Source organism: Deltaproteobacteria bacterium (assembly GCA_029210625.1).
In the GTDB taxonomy this organism is placed as follows: Bacteria; Myxococcota; Myxococcia; order SLRQ01; family SLRQ01; genus JARGFU01.
Window position 1 is genome coordinate 35,868 of record JARGFU010000024.1, and the last position, 19,177, is coordinate 55,044.

The following is a 19,177-nucleotide window of genomic DNA, read 5'->3' on the forward strand; positions in this document are numbered from 1 at the left end:
TTTTTTAACTAAGCCGGTCCCCCTCGAAGGTCGTGGGGGGGGGCCGGCAACGGCACCGAAGGAGGAGCTCATGAAGGAACCCCGCAAGGCCTATATCCAAGTCGAAGTCCTGCTCAACGCCGAGGAAGGGATGCACGTCCGGCTCGGTAAGCTGGCCGCGAAGAAGCTGGTCGAGCGGCTCGAGGGCGCGCCGATCGTCGAGGGCGAGGACCTGCTCTCCGGAACCTACACGGCGCTCGTCGTCGACGCGAAGTTCACCAAGACGACGGTCGCGGAAGGCGAGTAACCCCGTGAAGACCTGCCCGAGCTGCGGTCTGCCGATTCCCCCCCGTCATTGATCCGAGTGCGGTTGCCCCCGGTGCGGGGGTGCGCTCAATTAGCCAGCAAAACAGGAAGCCAGCAAGGAGGTCAGGATGCCGAAGAAGCCGTCGACGCAGTGGGCCGACGCCCACATTGTCAGAACCTACGGTCGCTTCAACGCGGAGGATCCGCGCCTGAGCGACTTTCTCCCCCGGATCGCGCTCAACGACCTCGACGACCTCGAGGTCCTGGGGAAGTGGGAGCGCTTCCTGCGCTCCAAGCGCGTGCCCTACGCCGTCACGCGCCACCCCGGCGATGCCTCCGCCCCGGAGATCCTCAAACTCTGGAAGGCGGTCGAGGTCGAGAACTGGGATGAAGCCGACGACGGCGAGCCCATCCGCTTCAAGCGCCCGATGCGCGTCGAGGAAGTCGACGGCACGATCGGCACCATCGAGAGGAGGTAGCAGAACATGGGATTGCACAAGGGGGCGAAGACCTTCGCCCGATACAAGGTGGGCCGGCAAGAGAAGTCTCTCCCCGGGCTGGCCGATGAGGACGCTCGCCGGATCGCGCACGGGGCCTTCGCCGGCTTCACCGAGAACGATGAGCGCGGGGTGGTCATGGGGTGGATCCCCTTCGCCGACCCCGACCACCCCGAGCAGGCCGGGGCCGACTATGGATACGACGGCTTCGTCTTCCTGGGGGTCCGAGAGGATAAGCGCAGTGTCCCCCCGGCGCTGCTCAAGCGCCGCTGCGCGGAGCGGATGGAGGAGTTCCTCGTGAAGTCCGGGCGGGAGTACCTCTCCCGGGCCGAGAAGGAAGAGCTCCTCTCCCTCACCCGCAAGGAGTTGATCCAGCAAGCCCTCCCCTCGACGACGACCTACGACCTGTTCTGGGACGTCGACCGCGAGGAGCTGCTCATCTTCGGCGGATCCACCACCGCGATCGACGCCTGCGCCGGCCTGTTCCAGCGCACCTTCCAGCGCAAGCTCGTCCGCTTCTGCCCCGGCTCCTACTTCCCCGGCGAGGCCCCCGTCAGTGGCCGCGACAACTGGGGCGCCCGGTTCCTGGCGTGGTTGTGGGTCCAGGCCCACGAGGGCGAGCACGGGGTCGGGATCGGCGACACGGTCAAGCTCAAGACCGACTGGAGCAGCGTGACCGTCACCGGGGAGGACCTGCGGGAGAACTCTCTGGTCCGGGCCGCGATGCACGACGGCTCGATCGTCGCCGCGCTGCGACTGTTCCCGACCGAAGGCAACGACGGGAGCCTCTCCTTCACCCTCACCGAGGGCCTCGTCTACAAGGGGCTCAAGACCGGCCTGGTCGCGGAGCCGGAAGCCGAGGGAGACCTCGCCGAGGAGCTCATCGTCCACTACGCCGCGATCCGCCCCGCCCTCGAGGCCGTCGACCAGTGGTGGTTGATGTTCGCCGGGGCCGCGTTCACCGGAGCCGACCTCGACGCCGTCGAGAAGTGGGTCCACCCGCAGGCCGAAAAGGTCGCGGCGGAATGATCGAGAGCCTCGCCCCGCTGTTTGCCGAGCTCGAGGAGGCGGTCCAGGCCTACCGCGCCGCCAGGAGCCCCGACTTCCGGGGCCGGAACCGGATCGACCGGGCGACCGATCGCCTCCTCGTCGCCTATCGAGCGATCGCTGGCACCCCTGGCGTTCCCCAAACCCCAGCCCCGGCCTAAGCGCGCCCCAAAGCCCTTGCCCCGGTCGAAGATGCGCCGGGGCAAGGGCTCTCAGGAACGCCGGGACGCCTGGGTCGAGGAGTTCGTCGAGGCGTGCCGCGTCGCCTGGGAGACGCGCCCGCGGATCTGTGAGCTGTGCGGCAAGCGCCTCGTCCAAGCCAGGGTCCACAACTTCCACCACCGGGTGAAGCGCTCCCAGGGTGGGAACAATGAGCAAGCCAACATCGCGCTCCTCTGCGCGAACTGCCACGACGGGCAACACGGGATCCCCCCTACGCCCGCAGACTGGAGAGACGCATGACCCCAAAGCTCGTCGTCGTTAATGGGATGCAGTACCTCTGCTCCACCTTCTCGAGCTCCGAGAACGGGCACCTGGTCCTCGAGGAGGTGGTGCAGATGCGCCAGCTCCCCCCGAAGCAAGCCAACCAGCCGCCGCAGCTCGCGCTCGTGGATCTCACCAAGGAGGGGATGGACGGCACCGTCGCGATCGTCGGCCCGACGAACATCCTGATCCACAACATCGAGGCGGGCAGCGAGCTCCACAAGGCGTTCGTCGCCGCCCGTTCTGGCATACACCTTGCAGAGGGTCCCCTACCCCCCTTCAAGAACGGCGGGAACCGCGCCTAGTAGCGCCCCAGAACAAACGCGGGGAGGGGCGTCGCAGCCCCTCCCCGGTTCCTTCCCGGCGACCTGGCCTAGCCCTCGCCGTCGCCGTCCTTGAAGACGTAGATCGGCACGCGCGCCCGCTTACCGTCCGCGCTCTTCGCGTCCTTGAAGCCGGCGTGCTCCATCGCGCCCGTCTGGATGAGAGCGCGCCGATACTTCGCGAAGGTGTCGACGCTCACCCCGAGCAACTGCGCCCACTGGTGCGAGTCCAGCGCACCTTCCGGAGCGGCCACGGTCTCCAGCGCTCCCCGGATCTTCTCCTTCAGCAACTCCTCTGCCATGCCTAGCCCTCCTCGTTATGTCCCCTAGTCGAAGAAGGGGACCCATTCGGTGCGGAAGCGCTCCAGGGTCCCCTTGCCCCAGGCCTCCACGATATGAACGCCCGGAGCGATCTCCGAGCGCGTGCGGTAGCGCATGAAGCTCGTCTGCGCCGAGAGCGTGCCGCCCTCGACGACTTGCACGTTACGGACCTGTAGACCGACGCGGTCGTGGGTGTGCCCGAGCAGGAGGATATGGGGCTTCTCCCCCCCGCGCAGGCTTTCGACGATCTTCTGGGCGCGATAACTCTTGGCATAGGCTCGACCATCGGCCCCATGCCATACCGTGACCGAGAGCCCGTTGAGGACGAGCTGCCCCTCGTGCTCCCCGAGGTAGCTGAACTGCTCCTTGCCCAGGGCGTCTTGGAGCTCGGCACCGATGAGCACCCCCAGGTCGTTCTTCTGCAACCACCAGAGGTCGTGATTGCCGGCGACCGCCTTGATCGGGATCGGGCAGGAGCGCAGAAGGTCCCGGGCGCGCCGGAACTGCGCGTGGTAACCGACCTCCGAGAGCTCGTAAACGTGGCCCGGTCGCCCACTCATCCCCTCGGAGATGTCGCCACCGTGGACGACGAACTCGCACTTCTCCCGTTCCCAGAGGTTGTAGGCCCGGTAGAGCCAGTCCTCGCGGAACTTCGCGTGCCCGATGTGGGTGTCGGTCATGAAGCCGAACTTGAAGTAGGCGTCGCTCCAGTCCATGACGGTCGGGGCGATCCTGCTGATCTGCGAGCTCTTGAGCATCGCCTCCAGCTCGTGGACCGTGAGCGACTCCCCGAGCTTGGCGAGCAGCGTGTCCTTTTTCCCGTCGCTGGCGGTCCCCTTGACCGCCGCGAGGATCTTTGCCGCTTTGTCTCCGATCGCGTTGCCCATTAGACGCTCGCCTCCTCATACCAGAGTGCCTTGACGTTGGCGCTCGACGCCGAGGCCCCGCCGTTGGTTGCTCGCAGGATGTAGCTCGCCCCCGGGTTGAGGACCCACTCGACGTCGTCGACCGCCTGGCCCCCGCCGCTGGCCTTGCCGCCCGAGCTCCCCCCGACGTAGATCGTGTCGAGCAGGGTGGTCGGGGTGATCGAGGCCTCCCCGCTCATGACGGTCAAGGCCGAGTTGTCGTTCGAGCCGCCGGCCCGGTTGCGGTTGCGTGGGGTGATTGCGGAGCCCCCGGTAGGGGTCCCCGTGTAGCCCTCGTAGAGCTCGAGCTTCCACTTCTCCCCGTCCGGAGCGATCGCGAGCGCCTGGAAGTGGATGTAGGTGCTCGCCGGGACGACGATGCGGATGTCGTGGGTGCCCGCCGCGGCCAGCGCGGAGATGAAGGCGGGGAACGAGTAGGCGTTCTTGGCGTGGACCTGCCCGTGGTTGGAGTCCACAACGGCAAGGGCCTTGGCGACGAGCTCCATCGGGAGCCCGCTGTTGAGCCGGATCCTCAGTCTGTTTCCTGCCATGAATGCTCCTTGCCCTACTGGAGGGCGCCGAGAAGAAACAGTAGGCTAGCGCCAACCGTGACGCCGCCGATCGTGACCCCGATCTGGAAGTCGTGCGCCTCCCACCAGCTCGGCTCGACCTGTTCCGCCGTCACGCTCAGGTTCAGGTCGACCGGGATCGTCCAGTCGTAGATCGTCCCCGGCCCCACGGTGGAAGGAAGGCTCACTCGGAGCTCCAGGCGCCCCGAGGTGGCGATTTGTCCCCTTGGCCCCACGGTGACAAATGGGGAGCCCAGAACGTCCACGGACGGGGTCGTCTGTTCGCAGGCGGCGAGGTCTTGGATGCCTTGCTCGAGCGCGTCCAGCTCCGCGGCGGTGATGGTGTAGGTGCCCTCCGCGGCGAAGACCGGATTCATCCCCCCGCAGGAGACCAGTGAGAGGACCAGGGCGAGTGCGACGAGGCGCTTCATGGGGTGCTCCTTTTGCGGGCGCGGATCCGCTCGAGGCGCTCGAGGAGCTCCTCTGCCGAGGGACGCCCGGAGGCCGGGGTTGCGTTGGGCGTCGGCACTGCCGGCCCAGCCTGCGGGGCCGAGGCGACGCTCGTCTTCGAGTAGGCCTTCCCGCCGAGCCCGACCGCGGCGCCCAGCGCGCCCAGCGCCCCGACGACCGAGTCCAGGCCGAAGGCGAGCACCAGGGCCGCTCCGAGAAGGGCGAGAAGAATGAGCCAGTTGCGTTTGAGGAGGTCTGCCATCGGTTCTACTCCTTGAGGGCCGGCTTGCCCTGCGCCGGGGGGAAGACCTTCGCCGCCACCGAGCCCGCCGCCCCCGTGAACGCCCCGCCGAAGATCGCAGAGATCGCCGCCCCGCCGAGGGCGATGAGCAGGCTTTGGATCTGCGCGGCCCGGTCGCAAACGACCTGCGAGCAAAGGCTCGCGAGCACCACCAGGCCGAGGCCGAAAATGACGAAGTCGATGACGACCCAAGGCCGCAGCTTGCCGTCGTCGACGAACCGCAAGGACCGCCAGCCGGCCCGGATGCGCTCGATCATAGGTAGCTCCTCCAGTCTCGAAGCTGGAAGTGAGGGAGGTCTTGGAAGCGATAGCGGACGAGCCAGGCCCCGCCCCACTCGATGGGACGTCCCATCCGGATCGCGAGGTCCAGGCCGAAGGCGCCCAGCGCCCAGAGCGCCGGATCCGAGGCGTAGGCCTCCGGATAGGGGACGATGTCCAGGGCCAGGGCGGGGAAGTAGTTGTGGGGGCTCTCCCCGAAGCGCGCACGCGAGGCCCCCGAGGCGAAGGCCTGCTGCTGCGCTTCCTTGCCCCGGTGCGAGCAGACCACCGAGCAGTCCCGGTGCTTGACGAGCTCCAGGGCAAAGTCCCGAAGGAGGGGGTGGGCCTGGTCGACGTGGCCCATGCTCGCGGAGCCGTAGGTCGCCACGTCTATTCGGTGACCGGGTAGGAGATGACGTAGTCGAAGAAGTCGCCGGGGTACATTGCGCGACCGTCCCCCATCCAGTTCGCGGACTTCGCGGCCTTCCAGACGCGCTGAACGTAGGTCGAGCAAATCTGCCCCCGGCCAGCCCAGCGGCGCCCGATGATCCGGCAGACCCAAGCCCACACGGCCTCGCCGAAGCCATAGCCCAACTTCCCATAGGCCCACGGGAGCTCGCCGATCGCCTGCGCCCCCCGCAGATTGCCCGGGGCGATGCCGAACCAGACCTGGGTCCGGCGCGTGGCGAGCCACTCCTCCAAGGGCGTCTCGCGCCAGCCCCCGAGGTAGGTGTACTCGGTCACCAGGAGGTCGTCGTCGCAGTCGTAGCCCGCCACCAGGGCGACGTGAGAGGCCGACTCGCACGTCAACGCTCGGATATACCAAGGGCCGGCGACGAGCAGGATGTCCCCCGGCAGGGCGGTCGCGAGGACCTCTGCCCGCGTCAAGCGGCACCCCCGAAGACGATCCCCTTCGCCTGGGCGTCGCGGAAGATCTCTTCCTGCCCGAAGGCGCAAATATCAAGGCAGTCGTGCGGGCAGGCTCCCCTCTTGATCCCGTCCAGGGCGAGCAGCTTCTCGGCAGCGTCCCAGGAGGGATGCCCCTTGAGCGCGGCGACCATCGGGACCAGCTTCTCCTCGCAGGCCTTCATGGGGTTCTCCTCCTACTCGGGCGAGCTGCCCGCAGTGCCCGACGTCGTGCGTGTCGCGTAGAGCGTCCCCGTGATGGTCCCGCCGACGACGGCGAGCCCCAGGATCCCCACGACCACCCAGACGACGATCGGGCGAGTGAACAGCTCGTAGCGCCTGCGGTCCTTCTCCTTCATCGCGATCTCATGGTCCGCGATGTGTTTCGTCACCAGGCGATCGAGGTCCGCGTGATCGCGCCGGACGAGCTCGAGCTGGTGTTTGTTCTCCAAGGCCTTCGTCTCCAGTCCCCCGATGCGCTTGCCCTGGTCCTTGAGTTCCGAGAGCACCGAGTCCAGCTTTTCCGAGATGACCTTGAGCGCGGTGTCGGTGTTTTGAGCCATCTGGGAAAGCCACACGAGGACCGTCCCGTGGTTCTTCGCCATTTCCGCGTCATGCTCGCCGCCGATCTGGATGACGGGCGGCTCCAGGGTTGGGCTCATAGACGGCTCCGTCCTAGCGTGCGATGACCCGGAACTTCAGGGGCTTCGCGTTCTGGATGACCTCGTATCCGGTGTTGGTCTTGATGTTGAAGATGTAGAGCCCGGGCTCGAGCAGACGGCAGTCGAGCAGGTATTTCAGCTCCATCCGGTCGACGAGCACCGGGACGTCGAGCTGCACCGGGGTCTCCGGATAGGAGGTCAGGTCGGTCTCGTCAGAGAGCGGCCCGTAGATCGAGAAGGTCGAGGGAGGGCAGACCGTCCCCTTCTCTTCCGGATCGGTGACGACGACCGTGAGGTAGCGCTGGTCGCCCACGATGAACTTGCCCGAGTCCGACTCGACCGCGTAGGTGAAGTCGCGGTCGTAGACAGAGCCCACGGCGAACGGTTCGGAGAGGGTCCCGACGTGGCCATCCGAGGCGACGAAGGCGATCCGGAAGAAACCGTTGACGGTGGTGTCGAAGACCACCTCGTCCTCCCCTTGGGTGTAGGGGATGGTGTTGACCAGGTCCCAGACCTCCGAGAGGAGGTCGGTCGAGCGATAGACGTTGATGCTCTCCACCCCCAGCCCGGGGTCGGGGACGTCGATCGAGCGCGTGACGCGATACATCTGTGAGACCTCCGGGGGGTTGGTGGGGTTGTTGACGATGTCGAGCTCTTCAGGGACGAGGATGACCTTCTTCAGGGCCGCGGCGGTGAAGCGCCGGATCCCGCCGTCGTCCGTTGTCAGGGCCTCGAGGTAGGTCCCCGCCAGGGCGGCGGTCTGGAGGACCGAGGAGAGGAGCGTCTGGACCTCCTCCGCGATCGCGCTCGGGGTCGGGTATCCCTGGGCGATGAGACCGTCGAAGTCGTCTTGGAGCACGGTCTCCACGTTCCCCGGGACGGCTTCGACCGCCGTCTTGATCGCAGCGAGCCCGGTGGTGACGTTGGTTAGAGCGTTGAGGATTGCGGTGATGGAGTTGTTGAGCGGGGCTGCGTAGGAGCTGGCGGCGAGACGCGAGGTGATCGGCGCGTCCATGAAGTCCAGGCGGTTTAGCCGCGTCTCCGAGAGCCGGGAGAGCAAGGTCGTCAGGTCCGATTGAATCTGCGTGGTGCTCGGCGGGGCGACGTAGTTCGCAGCCGCCAGGCGGGAGAGGACCGTGATCTCCTTCGCCAGGACCGCGGAGTTCTCGATCTGCTGGAGAGTCGCGCCCGCGCCGCCGTAGTTGAACAGGTAGAGCTCGGGGAAGACCTCCCCGTCGATGAGCCACTCCACTTGAACGGCGTGCGCGGTCGTGTCGAGGTTGGTGGTGTCCCAGAGCCAAGCCCAGGCGACCCCGTTCGAGGGCACGTTGACCGACTTCTGGCCCCAGCCCGAGGTCTTGTAGGTGTTGTTGGCGAAGTCGAGGTAGTAGCCGTCCGAGATGCGCCGGACTTCGATCCTTGGCGGGCCTCCGGAGGCGTCAAGGTCGATGACGAACGGGACGAGCTGCCCCGAGTTGAACATCTGGGGGCCACCGGCCCCGCCGATCGCCGCGTTGCCGGCTACCCCGGACTCGCCGCCCGCAACGACCTCGAAGCTCGCGACCTCCGAAGAGAGCACCTCTGCGGCCTCGTCGTAGGTGGTAAGCAGCTTGGTCTTGAGGATGTGCCCCGCCAGGCCGGCGCTCGCCGAGGTCGGGATGACGTAGGCGAAGTTGCCGCTGCCCATATCGGAGGCGAGCAGGACGTCGCCCAGGGCCGGCTCTCCGAGGACCCACAAGCTCAGGGTCGCGTCCCAGTGCCGGTTCGCCGTAACGTCGCGGAGCAGGACGTAGACAGGCCCCCCAGTGTGGGGCTTGCCCGTGGCGAGGTTGGTCCCCGCGAGTTCATGGCGCAGGCTTGCGCCTGCTGTCAGTTGAGGCATGGAAGAACCCTCCGAAGTTCAGGTGGTGCGCCGTCTCCTCCCTGCCGCTTTGCTGTCATGCTGGCTTATGGTAGCCCAATTCTCCCACTCGGAATAGGGCAAGGTTGTCATGGTGTCCGCGCAGGTCGTGGTGGTTCATATCCACGTCGCCCGTGGAGCTCCCAGGAGCGACGAGCCGGGTCGAGCGGCCACCCTTGGCCCCGGACGCGACGAAGCCCCCATGCGGGGGCTCCGAGCGCTTCACGCGAGGCGTCCTACAGGATCCAGCGCCCTTGCGCGAACATCCAGAGGGCGAACTGGTACATAGGCCCGGAGACCAGGGCGTCGAGACTCAGGAAGTCGGTCGCCTCCGGGGCCGCGGGCCGGAACGGGCTCTCGGGGTGGTTGATCGCCACCGAGAAGTCGTAGATGTCCCGCAGGGTCGCCGGGTACGTCTTCGCGACCAGCTCGTCCCAGAGCTCGGCGCCGAGCAGGCCGAGGACCGGCACCCCCTCTTCGTCGATCCGCTTCGCGCCGAAGGAGATGGTCAGGGTCAGGGCCTTGTCGTTCTCCCGTGTCGCCTCGGTAATCATTCGGGAGAAGTCAACCGCCTTCACGATCCAGTCAAGGCTCTTGTAGTGTACGCTCATGGTTCTCTCCTTTTACCAGTCCGGAAGCATGATCGGTTGCCGGACAAGAGCCCTCATCGGGCGGTTGAAGTAGATCAGGAAGGGGAGCCCGTCGACGACGATGACGTCGGCGTCGTTCTGGTAGCTGGGGTAGGTCGAAGCGGTGTTCTGCCGCGGGCAGCTCCACATAGTCTCCCCAGTGATGTCGGAGACGAGGTCGTAGCTCATGTTCGGGGAGATGTCCGTAAACTGGTTGGGGTGCGAGATGCGGAGGTGCGCCGCCAGCTCGGGGACCGGCTTGGTCATTGCGTATTGGCAGTAGTCATACTTCGCGTTCATGCCGAGCGTGAGGTCCCCGTTGTCCTTGACGTCGAACTGGTTGCCCGTCGCGAAGTCGGCCAGGTTGAACTTATCCCAGCCCCCGTAGGGGTAGGTGTGCGTGTAGATGTAGGGCAGGTAGGCGAAGCCCGCTTCCCGGTTGAACGGGGAGAACTGGAAGGCGTAGCCGGTGGGGTGCGAGTAGTACCGGTAGTTCGTCTGGAACCCGGTGTTCAGCATGAGGTTCCACGTCCAGGCGGTCGAGAGCGGCGCCGCCCGGACGTCGGTCCAGTAGAAGTTGTTGTTGTAGCCATAGTAGAGCTTGTCGTTGAGGTTGAGCGCGTCGAGGTCGTGCTTGAGGGTGTAGGTCCCCGCCTGGCTGAAGGAGGCGGTGACGCGCAGGTCCCCCGAGGTGGTCCCCATGTAGACGACCGCGCCGACGACGTTCGACGGGAAGGCCGGGATCGTCACGTCGATCGAGCCCAGGCCACCCCCCCCGCTTACCGCCGCGGTCTGCTCGGCGGAGGCCAGCGTGAAGCCGTGCGCCGTCCGGGCCATGTTGCGCTTTGTGACCCAGGCGTAGGCGATGTAGTAGGTGCCGTCGGCCAGGTTGCCGCCGCTCGTCGCCGGGGTGCAGGTCGGCGCGGCCCCAGGGTCGGCCACGGTGGGCGAGGTGTCGTTGATCGTTTTCGGCGCGATCCGCCAGCGCTCGTCGCACCAGTTCGAGAGCCCGCTCATGTGCTGGGTGTTCGGCGTGACCGGGAGGTTCGTCTGGGCGGGGAGCGGCGCCCCTTGCGTCCACCCCTGCGCCATCTGTCCGTAGTTCGTCCCGTTGATGTTGACGAGCCCCTGGCCCCCGAAGGGGTAGATGTTGAGGGTCTGGGAGTTGCCCGCGTACTGGTTGACGAAGAAGCGCTGCCCGTTGGCGTCCTCGATCTCCTCGAACGTCTGGTTGCCGTTGAAGTAGGTCGGGTCGGGCGAGTAGATCGTCCAGCGGACCTGCATCGAGGCCGGATCGAAGACGAGCATCCCCCGATCCCGGTGGGTGCCGGCGATGAAGTAGTTCTTGGTCGTCTTGACCCAACAATAGGAGAGAGACTGGACGAGGAAACCAGACAGGTCGACGACCTGCGGCGGGAGCCGCTCGAACTCGCGGAAACTGGCAAGACTGAGGTTGAGCATGGGATCTCCTTTAGGCGTCGGTCAGGCTCGAGACGAAGGTGCGGAAGGCTTGGAACCGGATCGAGTCGCCGTTGCGCTCGGCGATGTAGTTGACGTCTGTGATGTTCAACGGGGACGTTGCGTGATTGGAGACCGTGACCGTCCCCGAGATCGGCTGGGAGCCCGTGGCGATCCCGCCGACCTGGTAGACCGGAAGCGCGTCAGAGCTGGACCCGAGTCCGTTCGGGTAGCTCTTGAGCTGCATGAGGATCGCCCGCAGGAGATGAGCAACGGCGCCCAAGTGCTCCCGGGGGGTCTTGACGTCTACTATTCCAGGCATCGGGGTCTCCTATCCAATAACGGGGGCCGGCAGGGGGCTCGCCGCGTAGAGCAGCGAGACGCGCCCGATCCGGAACTGGTTGGTCACAAGGGGGACGTTCTGGATGCCGACCCGGACCTGCTTGATGCGCTGGCGGCTGAACCCCGGGGGGATGAGGAACTTGATCTGGTCCCAGGTCCCCGCGAGGACCGGCATCTCCACGGTCGTCGAGCGCGTGTCGTCGGTGAAGACCAGCTCGCAGCCGAAGGTCATTGCCTGCTCGCTCCAGGCGGTGATCTCCACCGCGCCGAACTCGTGGACGTACTCGGAGCCAGCCGTGAACACCACCCGGCGGCGGGCGACCGCGGGCGAGGCCGGGGCGGTCACGTTCATCGGGCGCAGGGCTTCGAGCCCCACCGTCTGGGCGAAGGCCGCGTTCAACGGCGACTCGATCGACGCCAGGGTCTCGGAGAGGTAGAGGTCCTTGCGTCGCATGGTGCGCCGCACCACCTCGCGAAAGATCTCTGCCTGGTAGTTGTCGAGGTTCTCGGGCAGGGCGAAGTCCCCGGCATACGGCGCTCCGGTGCCCCAGGCGGCGCCGAAGGTGTCCTCGACAACCGGATCCACCGCAGGCCCGCCCATGCCCTCGATACTGAAGTCCCTCCAGAGAAGGCCGAGCATTAGAGGAACTCGATCAGGCGCCACTTGGCCGGGGCGCTGAACTGGAGGATCTTCGCCTTGGGCGACTGCGGGAGCGTGGCGACGATGACCTCCCGGGACGACCCCATCGTCACGGTCCCCAGGTTCGCGGTCGAGGGCCGCACGTCGACGTTCTTCGTTACCCCGTCAGGGGTGAAGGCCGGCATCGCCATTAGACCGCGACCTCCTTGATCGTCGCTCGCGTGACGCGGCGGGAGGTCTCGTCGCGGAAGTATTCGATCCGGTATTTCTTGTCCGGGTTGTCGAAGTTCGGCGCGTTGTCGTCGGTGACGAGCCGGATGTTGACCGCCTGGATCTCGGTCCCGTCGACGTTCCACTCGAAGGTCTTCTCGACGTTGGCTTCGGTGGGGACGAGGAGCAAACCGAGCTGCTGGATGACGGTCGCCTCGAAGGCGTCGAAGTCCACCCTGAACTCCCCGAGGCTCGCGGCAAGAGCGCTGACCTGGGTCCGGACGGTCGTCGGGAAGAAGACGACCTCGAAGATCTGCGTGTAGAACGCCCCAGTCGGGGAGTAGGCGTAGATAAAGAAGTTCTCGACCAGCGTCGGCAGGCTCGCCCCCGGAATGAGGAGGCAGGCCTCGCCGTAGGCCGAGACCGGGACCACCGAGTAGCCGGCGAGGCTCCAGGCCGGATAGTCCGGATGGAACGCCACGACCTCCAGGGCCTCCGGGTTGAGGGGGTTGTAGATGTAGGGACCGCCGGCGCCCCGGAGCGCGAGAGGGAGCAGAAGGTCGCCGCGAGCTTGTTCGATCCTGTCCATGAAGCTCTCCTATCTAGCCGCGAGGGAAGTGCGCCAAGATCTGGCGGGGGATGACCCCGTGGTGGCACATAGCGTTATGGAGGAGCGGAGTGGCCTGCGGCTCTCCGGGCATGATGTTCCAGGTGATGTGCTTCTCGGCGCAGCCGACGCCGTTGTTGCCGATGTGATACCACTCCGAGCCCGGGGTCTGGATCTTGTCCCACCCCTGGGGAGTCATGGCCGACCCCGCCCCGAAGTGGGCCGCGAACGGGACCGCGGTGCAGAGGTTGTCCTCGAGGAGGAAGTAGGGAACCCCACGGGGGCTCGCCTCCGAGAAGCCGCTGCCGTTGACGAAGTTGACGATCGAACGCATATCCGCGAGGGTGTTGTCGTAGACCGCCAGGTAGTGGTCGGTGTTCGCCTCGAGGAACGCGGCAGCGGCGGCAGCGTCGGCAAACTGGGTCCAGTCGATCGCCCCTTCCACCAGGGAGTGGGTGAAGGTCATGAACTTCGGCCACTCCGGGCAGTAGTAGTCCCAGCGATCCCCGACCCGGTGGATCCCGATGAAGTCCTTTCCGGAGTCCGAGTCGTTGCCGTGGATCCTCACCCGCGACTGGGGGAGCGCAGAGCCGGTGAAGACGATGTCGTAGAGGGCCTCGCGTCCCGCCGTGGGCTTGCGGAAGGTGTTGCCCGCGATCTCGAAGTTGGGCTCCATGCCCTTATTCAGATCGTCCTCGACGATCGCGATCGGGGCGAAGTGGGGGTCGTAGACGACGTTCCAGTAGGGGTTCTGCACATAGGCCGAGAAGTTGACCGCCCACTTCGGGTCGTCGGTGAAGCTCGGCATCCGGCGCCAAACGTCGTCGTCCCGGTTGATCGCCTGCGAGCCGATCGCAGAGAAGACCCCGCAGTCGGTGAAGGAGTTGCCGTTGATCCGGCAGTTGCGCTCGATGAGGTTCGAGCGCTTGGCCGCGATGATGAAGGTCCCCGCCGTTACCCGCGCCCCCGTGCTGTCAAGGACGTCGAGATCAATGTGCTCGGTGCGGATCCGCAAGCCCTCGAGGCAGTCCTCGATCTCGATGTCCCGCACCGTGAGCTTGTTGTCGATCTGTTGCACCGAGTCGCCATAGGCGGTGATGTCGCCGGCCCGGTAGAGCCCGGAGAACTTGATCTTCTCGATGATGACGGGCGCGTGCATGATGAGTTGCATGTTCATGCCGTCGTAGGCCCAAGCATTCGGGAGATCCGGCCACTCGTTGGAAACGTAGAAATGACCCATGAGCGACGGGAAATAGATATACATATTGGTCGAGACCGCGTTGTATGCCCAGTCCCGTTGCCGCTTGAAGTAAGCGAACCTGATATAGTTCAAGTGGCTCTTGTATGTAGTCCAGTCCTGGCTCGTATAGACCGCCCCGTTGTGGGAAGAAGCATCCCATCCGCCCGTGATGTTGAACGCGATGTTCTTGCCGGCGATCCTCATCGGGACGTCGAAGAAGATCCCGTCTGCCGTGCCGGCAAGCTGGATCAAGTCGTTGGGCTTGTGATGCCGGATCGCCAGCCGCAGGTCTTGATAGATCGCGTCGCTCTCCACGTCTGCCGGGGTGATGTAGACCGCGTCCAGCCAGGTCCGGTAGGTCCGGCCCCCGTCGCGGTTGTCGGTCATGACGTAGATCCGGACGTTGGTCTGCCCAGAGACGCTGAAGTAGGCGCTCGCGACCCCGTAGGTGACGGACCAGTCGGCGTTCCGCTTGGTCACGAGGTTCGAGCCGCGGATGATCGCCTGGTCACTGAAGAGCAGGTTCCCATCGGCGTCTTGGACGAAGATCCAAAACTTCAGGTCATTGTTGAGCCGCTTGTCGACGTGCTGTTTGGCGACCCGGAACTTCATGTAGTAGCGGGAGTCGGTCAGCGGCAGGGTCACGTCCCGATGCGCCGCCCAGTTCAGGGCGACCGAGTTGTGGGCGGCGCCGTCATAATTGACGCTTTGCACCGTCCCGCCCACGGCTTCCGAGTAGTCCGCGTCCTCGTAGAAGGTCCAATTCGCCACGTCCGGGGCGACCTGGTCGAACGGGAGGACGTTGTTGACGAAGGTGCGATCCGAGTTGACGCAAAAGGTCCTCTGCGCGGAGACGAGGAACGTGACCGAGGCCGTGTCGACCCCGCCGGCCCCGTCGTCGACCGTGACCGAGAAGGTGTAGGTCCCCGCCTGGGAGAGGACCGCCGACTGGTTCATGCCGGCGAAGGTGCCGTTGTTGACCCAGACCTGGGAGGTGGGGTTGCCGGGGTCGTCGGCCCAGGTGAAGGTCGGCTCCACCCCGCCGCCCCACGTCGAGCGGTTGCCCTTCAGCTCGAGGTGCATCCCCGTATAGACCTTGGTGTAGTTGACCGGGACGAAGGAGTCGATCCAGTAGATCCGGGCGACGACGACGTTGGTGCCTGCCGGCCCCCCGGTGTGCCCGACCGTGTTGCGGGCGCCGTCTGCATCGTTGTACGCGACGCCCGGGTTGCCGGCGTTGATGTAGGGCGAGCTCGGCAGAGGCCGGAAGCCGATGACGTCGTAGAACTGCGCGAGGTCGATCTCCTGGTTGTAAGCGGACATACCATCGCTAGAGCCCGAGTCGTAGTGCGTCGGGGCGACCCCGAGCCACTCCTTGAAGGTCGCCTTGCCCATCCCCACGAGGTCGACCAGTTGCGCGTTCGCCCGGTTGAAGAGCACCGGCTGGATCTTGTAGTGGATGATGTTGTTGGCGAAGCTCATGTAGTTCTCGTATTCGGGGTCGCTCCAGTTCTTCTCCTCCCCGTTGCCGTACCAGTTGCCGACCGTGAGCCCGCCCACCCCAAGTTGGCACTCGTTCTGCCTCCGGATGGTCGCCACCGGCCAGGTCCCGGTCGAGATGAGCTTGTCCTGGCGCGTGCCGTGGATCGTCTTGTTGGCGGGGTATGCGGTGTAGTCGTAGAGCTCGACGCCGTCGTCCGGGTAGAGATCCCCGAGGAGGTAGACCGGCGTCTGCATGTTGTCGTCGGTGGTGTTGTTCTCGACGATGAGGTTGCGGCGCCCCTCGCAGCGGAACTGCTTGATCGTGTAGGAGTCGTAGGGGAAGGACCCCATGACGACGTTGTTGGTGAAGTACATGGAGCCGACCCCGGCGTTGAACCGGACGACCGTGCAGTTGTCGCGGAAGGTGTTGCGCCGGACCTCGACGTGGGTGTCGTAAGAGTCCCAGTTGCCCGTATTCGGGTTCTTGTAGCAGGCCTCCCAGAAGGTGATGAACATGGTGTCGATCGGGGTCCCGTCGAGGTAGGCCCCGTCGATCTTCCAGTTCCCGAAGTTGTGCCAAGCCGACTTTCCGAAAAAGCCGCCCCAGTAGGGACCCATCCCCAGGTTATCGAGGTGCTGCGCGTCGGCCTCCCCGTAGAACTGGACGTAGTCGGCGCGACTCGGCATGGGGACCTTGAGTAGCTTCCAGTGGATGTTCGACCAGTAGGCGGGGTCGATGTAGCTCAAGGCCCCGTAGCTGCCGCCCCGCGGAATCATCGTGAAGTGTTCGGTGTAGTCCCAGAGGGGATCCTGGCGAACAATCGAGGCCGAGACCTCGTTGTCGAGGAAGACGTAGCGGTCGGTCACATAGGTCTTGACCAGCGAGAGCGCGAAGGCCGACCGGTGGCACTCGAAGGTGTTGAGGAGCCCTTTGATGTGGACCGAGGAGAAGTCCACGTCGTAGATCCGGAGGTGGGTGTTGAGCGGGGCCGGGTGGTGGTTGTAGCCGCAATACTTCACGGTCGACCAGTAGGTTTGCATGTTGCCGAGGTACTCGTCGAACGACCCCAGGTGCCAGGCCGAGTAGTCGGCGTCCTCGTTGCACCAAACCTTCGGGCGGTTGTCGACGTCACCGAAGACGTCCACGGTCGCGCCCGGGACGAAGAAGTGGAAGAACTTGGTGTCCTCGTACTCCCCCGGGGCGATGTGGACGTTGACCTTGTGCCCGTAGTAGCGGGAGATCAGGCCGGCCCGCTGGATCGCCTCGTAGGGGTTGTAGAGGGGGGTGAGCTGGGACCCCGTGGCGTTGAGCAGCGAGCGCTCTTCGGCCACGTCGTCGCAGTAGATGTCCGTGGTGTCGGCACCCGGGGAGATCGGAGCCCCGGTGAGGAAGTCGTAGCCGAGGTAGGAGTCGGCCTCCCAGAGGTTCCCGTAGCTGGGGACCCCGGCGTAGAGGTAGACCCCCACCGTGTCGAGGACGCAGGGCAGCGCGCCGACCGGGCGAGCGAAGCTGACCGCCCGGTGAGAGAAGCTGCCCTTGATGTAGAAGCCGTAGCGCTGCCAGAGACGGTTGCCCTTCCCCGGGCGCTGGAGCTCGATGAAGTTGTCGGTGAACTCAAAGGGCGAGAGCGCGCTCCCGAAGCGATAGTCGCCCCACCCCGCCGCGTCGTCGTAGGCAGTGCAGGTCAGGGCGTCCCCGTACCACTGATAGCCGTTGATCCGGACGCCCATGACCTGGAGGCCGTCGGGCCGGTAATACACCGCAGGATCCCAAGAGAGCCGGAAGGTGATGTAGCCCTTGTAGACCCCGTTCGCGTCCTGGGACCCGGTGAAGAGGTAGTTCGTCATGGTGAAAGGGTTCGCCATTGCTTAGATCCTCTCGAAGTAGAGGGACCGGAGCGCGAACTCGCCCCCGGACTCATAGATGGATCCGGTGATAATGAAGCCCCCGGCGCCGTTCTTCAGGGAGATCCGGACGCGGGCGCCGCCGCCGAGCTGGTGGTCAAGCGCACAGGCGGTATTGACCCCTACAATCGCTTGGCACCGGACCCACCCGTATTCAGTGTTCGCGGGGATCGTCCACGTCGCCCCCTCGCGATGCTGCCCGCGGATCCGGCGGGGGTAGTCGGCCTCGATGATGAGCGGGAGGGCCGAGGTGTTCTTGGCATAGGCCCACACTTCGTAGGCCCCGTCCGGTAGGTCCTGCGGCAGGTAGAAGCCCGGGGCGAGGTTGGGTTGCCCCTCATGGACGAGGCTCGCGCCGAGCACGGTCTTCTCGTCGGGCCAGAGGTTGCAGGGGTTGGTCGCGGCGATGTCGTGCGCCTTCAGGACCACCTCCCCCCAGTTGCGTTCCGCGCAGCTCAGGTCGATCGTGTTGTTGGGCCGGACGTAGCGCCAGATGTTGTTCTGCCCGACCAGCGCCCAGGGGAGCGACGAGGTATGGCGGGCGAAGCAGGGCTGCGCGTGGGGATGGACCTCCGCGTTCTCGAACCGGTGGCAGTAGTACATGGGAGCGGTCTTGCAGGCGTGGAAGGCCTCACTATGCAGCTTGTCCCAGTCGGGGCGCGGCCCCTTCCAGGCGTAGTAAGGCCGGTAGGCGAGGCCGTCGTTGAGGTTGAAGAACTTCTGGATGTCCTCGTCGTTGATGGTGAGGACCCCGGTTGTCGCGTCGTAGTCGAAGAACTCCTTTGCGGCCAAGAAGGCGCACTTGCGCCAGGGCTTGTACTCGCGGCACTCGGTGGGCTCCTTCATGCCGTCGCAGGAGATCCGCCGGATCGTACACATAGAGTCGGCGCGGACCTTGTCCTTGAGGGTCCCCCCCCCGTAGGTGGTGTTGGCGCGGTCGATGTAGCGGCAAATCGCGTGAGACTCGTCCGCGACCGTGTCAGGGAAGTCGCAGGTCAGGAGCATCCGGGGGAGCATCTGGGAGACGGGGACCTCGACCGCGACCTTCTCGCAGAACTTCCCGATCGACCCAGCCGCCCCGTAGGCCGAGAGCCGCACCGAGGTCGCTTCCGGCGGAACCGCGATCTGGGAGAGCCGCGGGGCGTCGTTGAAGCCCATGACCTCGAGGACCCGGTCCACCGAGGGGACCGCATAGGTGAAGTCGGCGAAGGACCAGGTCCAGAAGAAGTTGTTTGTCCATATGGTGTCGACGTAGGAGGTCGAGACCCCCGAGGTGTAGGCCCCGTCGTCGGGGTAGTCCCGGTTCGCCTGGTAGATGTAGGAGGAGGAGAAGTTCGGGATGGTCTGCGTGTACTGGAACCGGATCTCCCCGTCCCAGCCGGTGGGAAGCTGGAAGTCGAAGTGATGGTGGAGGGTGTAGATGTTCTTGGTGACGTCGATCCCCGGGCCGGTGACCTTCAGGAGGAGCTGGAAGCGCTCGATGCAGGGGACGAAGGTGTAGCCAGGTGCCGGGTCAGCCAGCCGCAGTTCGTCGAGGTGGGCGGCGAAGCCCTCCCGCAGCTCTGCCCCATAAATCGGGAAGCTGGTGTTCTTGCGGAAAAAGCCGGTGTCGTAGGGCGGGACAAAGGGACGCCGCACCACGAGCCGCGGGGGGATCTTGACGTCAACGTGCGCCCAGCCGTAGCTCGACCGGATCGTGGTGACGATGCCGTTGTTGGTCCCGTCGTCGAAGCCGTGAACGTACTTTCCCATCGCGT

General features: G+C 65.6%; 23 protein-coding genes. 4 read left to right on the forward strand and 19 right to left on the reverse strand.

The features are described from left to right. Positions 1-70: 70 nt before the first annotated feature. From P1V51_19955 to P1V51_19970, 4 genes are all read left to right on the forward strand, one after another. Entirely contained in the window at positions 71-286 is a 216-nt protein-coding gene (locus tag P1V51_19955) for a hypothetical protein (protein ID MDF1565322.1), read from the forward strand. A gap of 127 nt (positions 287-413) precedes the next feature. Beyond that, positions 414-764 carry a hypothetical protein gene (locus P1V51_19960; protein ID MDF1565323.1) on the forward strand — a complete coding sequence of 117 codons (351 nt, stop codon included), beginning with the start codon at positions 414-416 and terminating at the stop codon, positions 762-764. A gap of 6 nt (positions 765-770) precedes the next feature. After that, entirely contained in the window at positions 771-1,811 is a 1,041-nt protein-coding gene (rdgC, locus tag P1V51_19965) for a recombination-associated protein RdgC (GenBank protein MDF1565324.1), read from the forward strand. 476 nt (positions 1,812-2,287) lie between these two features. After that, complete coding sequence (locus P1V51_19970) at positions 2,288-2,617, forward strand: hypothetical protein (GenBank protein MDF1565325.1); 330 nt, start codon at positions 2,288-2,290, stop codon at positions 2,615-2,617. Between the two features lie 68 nt (positions 2,618-2,685). Here the strand turns inward: P1V51_19970 and P1V51_19975 are convergent, their stop codons facing one another. The 19 genes from P1V51_19975 to P1V51_20065 all read right to left on the reverse strand — a co-directional run bounded on the left by P1V51_19975 (position 2,686) and on the right by P1V51_20065 (position 19,172). Next, positions 2,686-2,937: a hypothetical protein gene (locus tag P1V51_19975; GenBank protein ID MDF1565326.1), complete on the reverse strand. Its 252-nt coding sequence runs from the start codon at positions 2,935-2,937 to the stop codon at positions 2,686-2,688. A 24-nt stretch (positions 2,938-2,961) separates the two neighbouring features. Next, a complete protein-coding gene (locus P1V51_19980) occupies positions 2,962-3,843 on the reverse strand; it encodes a metallophosphoesterase family protein (protein MDF1565327.1) in 882 nt (293 codons plus the stop codon). Then, entirely contained in the window at positions 3,843-4,412 is a 570-nt protein-coding gene (locus tag P1V51_19985; protein ID MDF1565328.1) for a hypothetical protein, read from the reverse strand. Before P1V51_19985 ends, P1V51_19980 begins: the two co-directional genes overlap by 1 nt. Positions 4,413-4,426: 14 nt before the next feature. Then, entirely contained in the window at positions 4,427-4,861 is a 435-nt protein-coding gene (locus tag P1V51_19990) for a hypothetical protein (protein MDF1565329.1), read from the reverse strand. Continuing rightward, positions 4,858-5,142: a hypothetical protein gene (locus P1V51_19995; protein MDF1565330.1), complete on the reverse strand. Its 285-nt coding sequence runs from the start codon at positions 5,140-5,142 to the stop codon at positions 4,858-4,860. The genes P1V51_19990 and P1V51_19995 overlap by 4 nt, the downstream gene beginning before the upstream one ends. Before the next feature lie 5 nt (positions 5,143-5,147). Next, complete coding sequence (locus P1V51_20000; protein ID MDF1565331.1) at positions 5,148-5,438, reverse strand: hypothetical protein; 291 nt, start codon at positions 5,436-5,438, stop codon at positions 5,148-5,150. Next, positions 5,435-5,803, reverse strand: coding sequence for a hypothetical protein (locus P1V51_20005; protein MDF1565332.1), 369 nt, complete (start codon positions 5,801-5,803; stop codon positions 5,435-5,437). The genes P1V51_20000 and P1V51_20005 overlap by 4 nt, the downstream gene beginning before the upstream one ends. 26 nt (positions 5,804-5,829) lie before the next feature. Continuing rightward, positions 5,830-6,249: a hypothetical protein gene (locus P1V51_20010; protein ID MDF1565333.1), complete on the reverse strand. Its 420-nt coding sequence runs from the start codon at positions 6,247-6,249 to the stop codon at positions 5,830-5,832. A 74-nt stretch (positions 6,250-6,323) separates the two neighbouring features. Continuing rightward, positions 6,324-6,530 carry a hypothetical protein gene (locus P1V51_20015; protein MDF1565334.1) on the reverse strand — a complete coding sequence of 69 codons (207 nt, stop codon included), beginning with the start codon at positions 6,528-6,530 and terminating at the stop codon, positions 6,324-6,326. Between the two features lie 12 nt (positions 6,531-6,542). Next, positions 6,543-7,007 (reverse strand): hypothetical protein, encoded by a 465-nt coding sequence (locus P1V51_20020; GenBank protein MDF1565335.1) that lies wholly within the window; start codon positions 7,005-7,007, stop codon positions 6,543-6,545. 13 nt (positions 7,008-7,020) lie between these two features. Beyond that, positions 7,021-8,745, reverse strand: coding sequence for a hypothetical protein (locus P1V51_20025; protein ID MDF1565336.1), 1,725 nt, complete (start codon positions 8,743-8,745; stop codon positions 7,021-7,023). A gap of 398 nt (positions 8,746-9,143) precedes the next feature. Continuing rightward, a complete protein-coding gene (locus tag P1V51_20030; protein ID MDF1565337.1) occupies positions 9,144-9,518 on the reverse strand; it encodes a hypothetical protein in 375 nt (124 codons plus the stop codon). 12 nt (positions 9,519-9,530) lie between these two features. Next, positions 9,531-10,997 carry a hypothetical protein gene (locus tag P1V51_20035; GenBank protein ID MDF1565338.1) on the reverse strand — a complete coding sequence of 489 codons (1,467 nt, stop codon included), beginning with the start codon at positions 10,995-10,997 and terminating at the stop codon, positions 9,531-9,533. 10 nt (positions 10,998-11,007) lie between these two features. After that, entirely contained in the window at positions 11,008-11,316 is a 309-nt protein-coding gene (locus P1V51_20040) for a hypothetical protein (protein ID MDF1565339.1), read from the reverse strand. A gap of 9 nt (positions 11,317-11,325) precedes the next feature. Then, positions 11,326-11,937, reverse strand: coding sequence for a hypothetical protein (locus tag P1V51_20045; protein ID MDF1565340.1), 612 nt, complete (start codon positions 11,935-11,937; stop codon positions 11,326-11,328). 38 nt (positions 11,938-11,975) lie between these two features. Next, positions 11,976-12,167 (reverse strand): hypothetical protein, encoded by a 192-nt coding sequence (locus tag P1V51_20050; GenBank protein ID MDF1565341.1) that lies wholly within the window; start codon positions 12,165-12,167, stop codon positions 11,976-11,978. Further along, positions 12,167-12,775, reverse strand: coding sequence for a hypothetical protein (locus P1V51_20055; protein ID MDF1565342.1), 609 nt, complete (start codon positions 12,773-12,775; stop codon positions 12,167-12,169). The genes P1V51_20050 and P1V51_20055 overlap by 1 nt, the downstream gene beginning before the upstream one ends. Before the next feature lie 13 nt (positions 12,776-12,788). Next, positions 12,789-17,381, reverse strand: coding sequence for an Ig domain-containing protein (locus P1V51_20060; protein MDF1565343.1), 4,593 nt, complete (start codon positions 17,379-17,381; stop codon positions 12,789-12,791). Positions 17,382-17,384: 3 nt separating this feature from the next. Further along, positions 17,385-19,172 (reverse strand): hypothetical protein, encoded by a 1,788-nt coding sequence (locus P1V51_20065; protein MDF1565344.1) that lies wholly within the window; start codon positions 19,170-19,172, stop codon positions 17,385-17,387. Positions 19,173-19,177 lie beyond the last annotated feature (5 nt).